The organism is Caldimonas sp., assembly GCF_046289365.1.
In the GTDB taxonomy this organism is placed as follows: Bacteria; Pseudomonadota; Gammaproteobacteria; order Burkholderiales; family Burkholderiaceae_C; genus Caldimonas.
Genome location: NZ_JBKBVU010000224.1, coordinates 1 through 4,797, shown reverse-complemented (window position 1 = coordinate 4,797; position 4,797 = coordinate 1). Strand labels below are relative to the sequence as shown.

At 69.9% G+C, this 4,797-nt stretch carries 4 protein-coding genes and 2 pseudogenes; 3 read left to right on the top strand and 3 right to left on the bottom strand.

All coding sequences use genetic code 11. From position 1 onward, the window contains the following. Nucleotides 1-827: putative nucleotidyltransferase substrate binding domain-containing protein (locus ACK42S_RS15810; protein ID WP_409709701.1), on the top strand; the 827-nt coding region annotated here is incomplete at its 5' end. A gap of 23 nt (nucleotides 828-850) precedes the next feature. Here ACK42S_RS15810 and ACK42S_RS15805 read toward each other — a convergent pair. Beyond that, complete coding sequence (locus ACK42S_RS15805) at nucleotides 851-2,521, bottom strand: methyl-accepting chemotaxis protein (protein WP_409709698.1); 1,671 nt, start codon at nucleotides 2,519-2,521, stop codon at nucleotides 851-853. 219 nt (nucleotides 2,522-2,740) lie between these two features. Between ACK42S_RS15805 and ACK42S_RS15800 the strand changes: the two genes are divergently transcribed. After that, the gene (locus tag ACK42S_RS15800) at nucleotides 2,741-3,448 is read left to right on the top strand and encodes a haloacid dehalogenase type II (protein ID WP_409709695.1); all 708 of its coding nucleotides are present in this window, start codon (nucleotides 2,741-2,743) and stop codon (nucleotides 3,446-3,448) included. A gap of 31 nt (nucleotides 3,449-3,479) precedes the next feature. Here ACK42S_RS15800 and ACK42S_RS15795 read toward each other — a convergent pair. Then, nucleotides 3,480-3,587 (bottom strand): annotated as a pseudogene (locus ACK42S_RS15795) (IclR family transcriptional regulator); the annotation flags it as partial. Between ACK42S_RS15795 and ACK42S_RS15790 the strand changes: the two are divergent. Beyond that, nucleotides 3,570-3,956 (top strand): annotated as a pseudogene (locus ACK42S_RS15790) (flavin reductase family protein); the annotation flags it as partial. The pseudogenes ACK42S_RS15795 and ACK42S_RS15790 sit on opposite strands and share 18 nt — an antisense overlap. Before the next feature lie 22 nt (nucleotides 3,957-3,978). Here ACK42S_RS15790 and ACK42S_RS15785 read toward each other — a convergent pair. Next, nucleotides 3,979-4,797 (bottom strand): PolC-type DNA polymerase III (locus tag ACK42S_RS15785; RefSeq protein ID WP_409709693.1); only part of this gene is annotated, 819 nt, incomplete at its 5' end.

The following is a 4,797-nucleotide window of genomic DNA, read 5'->3' as shown; positions in this document are numbered from 1 at the left end:
ACGTCTGGGTGGCCGCCGGCTCGCAGGCCCGCTGCGAGCAAACCGCCAAGTCCGACCAGGACAACTGCCTGGTGCTCGACGACGGCTACGACGAAGCCCGGCACGGCGCCTACTTCGAGGCTTTCGCACGCTTCGTCTGCGATGGCCTGGCGGCCTGCGGCTATGTGCACTGCCCCGGCGAGATGATGGCGATGACGCCGGCCTGGCGCCAGCCCCAACGCCGCTGGCGTCAGTACTTCCGCACTTGGATCGACGAGCCCGAGCCCAAGGCGCTGATGCTCACCTGCGTGTTCTTCGACCTGCGCGCGGTGCACGGCCGCACCGAGCTGCTCGAACAGGTGCGCAGCGACATGCTCGAGCGCACGCGCGGCAACGGCATCTTCCTGGCCTACATGGTGGGCAACGCCTTGGCCCATCGGCCGCCGCGGGGCCTGTTCGGCGGGATTGCGCCGATCCGCAGCGGCGAGCACCGCGGTGCCATCGACCTCAAGCACTCCGGCATCGTGCCCATCGTCGACCTGGCGCGCATCTATGCCCTGGCCGGGGCGCTGGAGGAGGTGAACACGCAAGACCGCCTGCAGCGTGCGGCCGACAGCGGCGAGATCAGCGCCGACGGCGTGCGCGACCTGCGCCAGGCGCTGGAGTTCCTGGCGGCGATGCGCATCCGCCACCAGGCCGGCCAGATGGCGCAAGGCCACCCGCCCGACAACTTCCTCGTCGTCGACCGCCTGTCCAACTTCGAGCGCCGCCAGCTCAAGGAGGCCTTCGACGTCGTCCACACCCTGCAAAGCGTGCTGGAGCAGCGTTTCCAGGCCGGGCGCTTCTGAGTGAGGAGTGAGCGGGCCGTGCCTCAGTGCGTGCGCCAACCATCGTCGTCGCCGGCATCGCGCGGCGAGGGGGCGAGGGCTTGCGCACTGGAGGCCTGGGCGCGGGCAATGGCCTGCGCCGCCTCGTGTTCACTCAGTTTGAATTGGGAGACGGCCTCCACCAGACGGCGGGCCTGCTGGGCCAGGCTGTCGGCGGCGGCGGCCGCTTGTTCCACCAGCGCGGCGTTTTGCTGCGTCACCTGGTCGAGCTGGCCCACGGCATCGTTGATCTGGTTCAGGCCCGAGGTCTGCTCGGTGGTGGCCGCGCTGATCTCCTGGATGAGATCGGTCACTCGCTTGACTTGTGCCACGATGTCATTCATGGTCTGCCCGGCCTGATCCACCAGGCCACTGCCGGCTTCCACCCTCTCCACACTGGCCTGGATCAGGCTCTTGATCTCCTTGGCGGCCTGGGCCGATCGCTGGGCGAGGTTGCGCACCTCGCCGGCCACCACGGCAAAGCCGCGGCCTTGCTCGCCGGCGCGGGCGGCCTCCACCGCGGCGTTCAGCGCCAGGATGTTGGTCTGGAAGGCAATGCCGTCGATCACGCCGATGATGTCGGCGATCTTCTTGGAGCTGGCGTTGATCTCGCCCATGGTGTGCACCACCTCGCCCACCACCTGGCCGCCCTTGGCCGCCACGTCGCTGGCCACGCCAGCGAGCTGGGCGGCCTGGCGGGCGGTCTCGGCATTGTGTTGAACGGTGCTGACCAGTTGCTCGATCGAGGCGGCGGTCTGCTGCAGGTTGCTGGCTTGCTCCTCGGTGCGCTGCGACAAGTCGGCATTGCCGCTGGCGATCTGGCTGGAGCCGGTGGCGATGTGGTCGCTGCCGGTGCGCACGCTGCCCACCACGCGGCGTAGCGCCTCTTGCATGGTGTGCATGGCGTGAACCACGCTGCCGGGCCGCGCGTGCGAAGTGTCGATGGCCCTGGTCAGGTCTCCTTCGGCGATGGCATTGGCCACCGCGGCCACGTCGGCCGGCTCGCCGCCGAGCTGGCGGGTCAGCCGCCGGGTGAGCCAGATGCCCAGGCCCAGGCCCACGGCGAAGCCGCCCAGGGTCAGGGCGATCATCGCGACACGGCCGCTGGCGAAGGTGGCCGTGGTGGCCTCGGCCAGGCCGGCCGCATCGGCCTGCTTGCGCTGCATGAGCTGCTTGAGCAGTGCATCGGCCTCGTCCACCGCCGGGCGCAGTTCATTGCTCAGCATGTCGGCGGCAGTCCAGGCCTCGCCGGGCGGTTCGCTGTCCAGGCGCGTGAGCAGCTCGTCCACCACCTGGGACACCTTTTGCACCTGTTCGCGCGCGCGATGCACCTGCTGCTTGCCCTCGTCCGTGAAGAACCGGGTCTCCGTGCGCCCCAGGGCTTCGCGGGTGGCTTCCAGGCGGGCCCGGGTGGACGCGATGTGCTTCTGGCGCTCGCCCAAGGTGTCGGCGAACACCGCGTTCGTCGCGGCCCGGTTGGCCTCGAGCAGGGCCAAGGCCGTCTCGGCCGCGGCATTCAGACCGACGACCTGACGGTCGTACATCTGGCGGGCCAGTTCGTTCATCTGGGCTGAACGCCACAGCCCGACCGCACCGATGAGCGCGCCGATCACACAGACGATCGAAAAGCCACCGATCAATTGCGTGCCGACTCGCAGGTTGCGCAGGATATTCATGAAGTGTGCTCCTCGGAAAGGACAAGGCGCCCTGGGCGCCTTTCGGGCCTCATGGGGCGTATGTCGAGCACTATCGGCATGGCCGGTGCAAACTGAAGGGGCAGCGCAGCCCGTCGCAGATCCATCGGGCGATTCAAGGGCGCAGATCGCGCGTTTGGGGGGGCGGGCCGGTGCGAGGTTTGAGACACTGGCGGAACATCTTTTCCTGGAGCCAGCGCCATGACGTTTGTGCGCGCCCTTGTCTTCGATGTCTTTGGCACCCTGGTGGACTGGCGTACCAGCATCGCCCGCGAGGTGCAGCTCGCGCTGCAGCGCCTGGGCTTGCGGGTGGATGCGCTGGCCTTTGCCGATGCCTGGCGGGACGAGTACCAGCCGGCGATGGAGGAGGTGCGCTCGGGCCGGCGGCCGTTCTCGACGCTGGATATCCTGCACCGCCGCAACCTCGACGTGGTGCTGCGCCAGTTTGGCCTGGACGCCGCGGTCGACGAGCCCATGCGCGTGCACCTGAACCGCGCCTGGCACCGGCTCGACGCTTGGCCCGACGTGAGGCCGGCGCTGGCGCGGCTGCGCGAGCGCTTTCTCGTCGCCCCGTGCTCGAACGGCAATATCTCGCTGATGGTGGACCTGGCGCGGCGCAACGACTGGCACTGGGATGCCATCCTGGGGGCCGAGGTGGCGCGCGATTACAAGCCCAAGCCTGAGGTCTACCTCGCCGCGGCACGCGCCTTCGATTGCGACCCCCACGAGGTGATGATGGTCGCGGCCCATTCTTCCGACTTGGCCGCGGCCGCCGCGGCGGGCCTGCGCACTGCCTTCATTGCCCGCCCCGATGAGCATGGACCGGGGCGGGGGGAGGTCCGGGCTGGCGTGCCGGTGGACTTGGAGGCCGCCGATCTGGCCGACCTGGCCGACCGGATGGGCGCCTGAGCCGTTCCGGCGTGTCGCAGGCGGGGCCGGATCAGGCTCGATGACCCAGCGCCGCGCTGGCCGCACGGGCCTCGGCGGCCACGGCCTGGGCGATCGGGCCCTGCGGGTTGGCGTCGAAGCCGCCGGTGGCCCCCAGCGCATGCTCGACGAACTGGAGCGGCTGGCAGCCGCCTGGCCCGAAGACGCTTTGCGCGTCGAGCACTTCTCGGGCGGGGCACGGCGACTCGATCCTGCACAGGAGCAGCCGTTCGAGGTGGAGCTGCGCAGCTCGGGGCTGCGTCTGCAGGTGCCGGCCGACAAGACGCTGCTGGAAGTGCTGCGGGCGTCGAATGTGGATGTGCAAAGCGACTGCGAGGAAGGCCTGTGCGGCAGTTGCGAGGTCGGCGTGCTCGACGGCGAGGTCGATCACCGCGACAGCGTGCTGGGCCGCGCCGAGCGTGAGGCGCACCAGCGCATGATGGCCTGCTGCTCGCGAGCGCGCTGCCCGCGCCTGGTGCTCGACCTGTGAAGGCCGGCCCGCGCCCCGGCCTTCAGTAGCTGATGCGCGCGTAGAAGGTCTTCTTCGAGGCGTCCCGCGCCTGCCCGAGGGTGTGGATGCCCTGGGCCGCCAGCAGCGGGATGAGCTTGAGGAAGATCTCGGCCGTCACGATGGCGTCGCCCAGCGCAGTGTGGCGGCCGAACACCGTCACGCCCAGGCGCTCGGCGATGGCTTCGAGCTTGTGGGAGTCCTGGTGCGGGTGCACCACGGCCGACAGCAGCAGGGTGTCGAGCACCGGCTGGTCGAAGCGCACGCCGGTGCGGGCCTCCTTGAGCTGCAGGAAGCGCATGTCGAAGGCCGCGTTGTGCGCCACCAGCACCGTGTCGCGGGCATAGGCGTGGAACGCCGGCAGCACCGTGTCGATCGTGGGCTGTCCCTGCACCATCTCCGGCGTGATGCCGTGGATCGGGATGCCGGCGGCCGGAATGGGGCGCTGCGGATCGACGAGCTGCTCGAAGCACTCGTGGCGCAGCAGCCGGCCGTTGACGATGCGGGTGGCACCGATCTGGAGGATTTCGTCGCCGGCCGAGGGCTCCAGGCCGGTGGTCTCGGTGTCGAACACCGTGTACACCAGGTCCACCAGCCGGCGCTGGGCCAGCTCCTCGGTCGAGTCGGTGGTGCGGAAAAGGTCGAAGTCGTAGAACTCCGGGCGGCTGTCGCCCACGGCCGGCGGCGCAGGATCGGCCGCCTCGGGCGCGGCCGCCTGGGGCAGCAGGAAGCGGAAGAAGGCCTGGTTGCGCGTGCGCTCGCGCTCGAACCAGAACTCGCCGCCGTGGCGGTCGAGCACCTCGCGCACGCTCAGCGGCGAGGC

Coding starts and splice junctions, on each gene's coding strand:
- ACK42S_RS15800 (WP_409709695.1), top strand. CDS start 2,741: ATGACGTTTGTGCGCGCCCTTGTCTTCGATGTCTTTGGCACCCTGGTG.
- ACK42S_RS15805 (WP_409709698.1), bottom strand. CDS start 2,521: ATGAATATCCTGCGCAACCTGCGAGTCGGCACGCAATTGATCGGTGGC.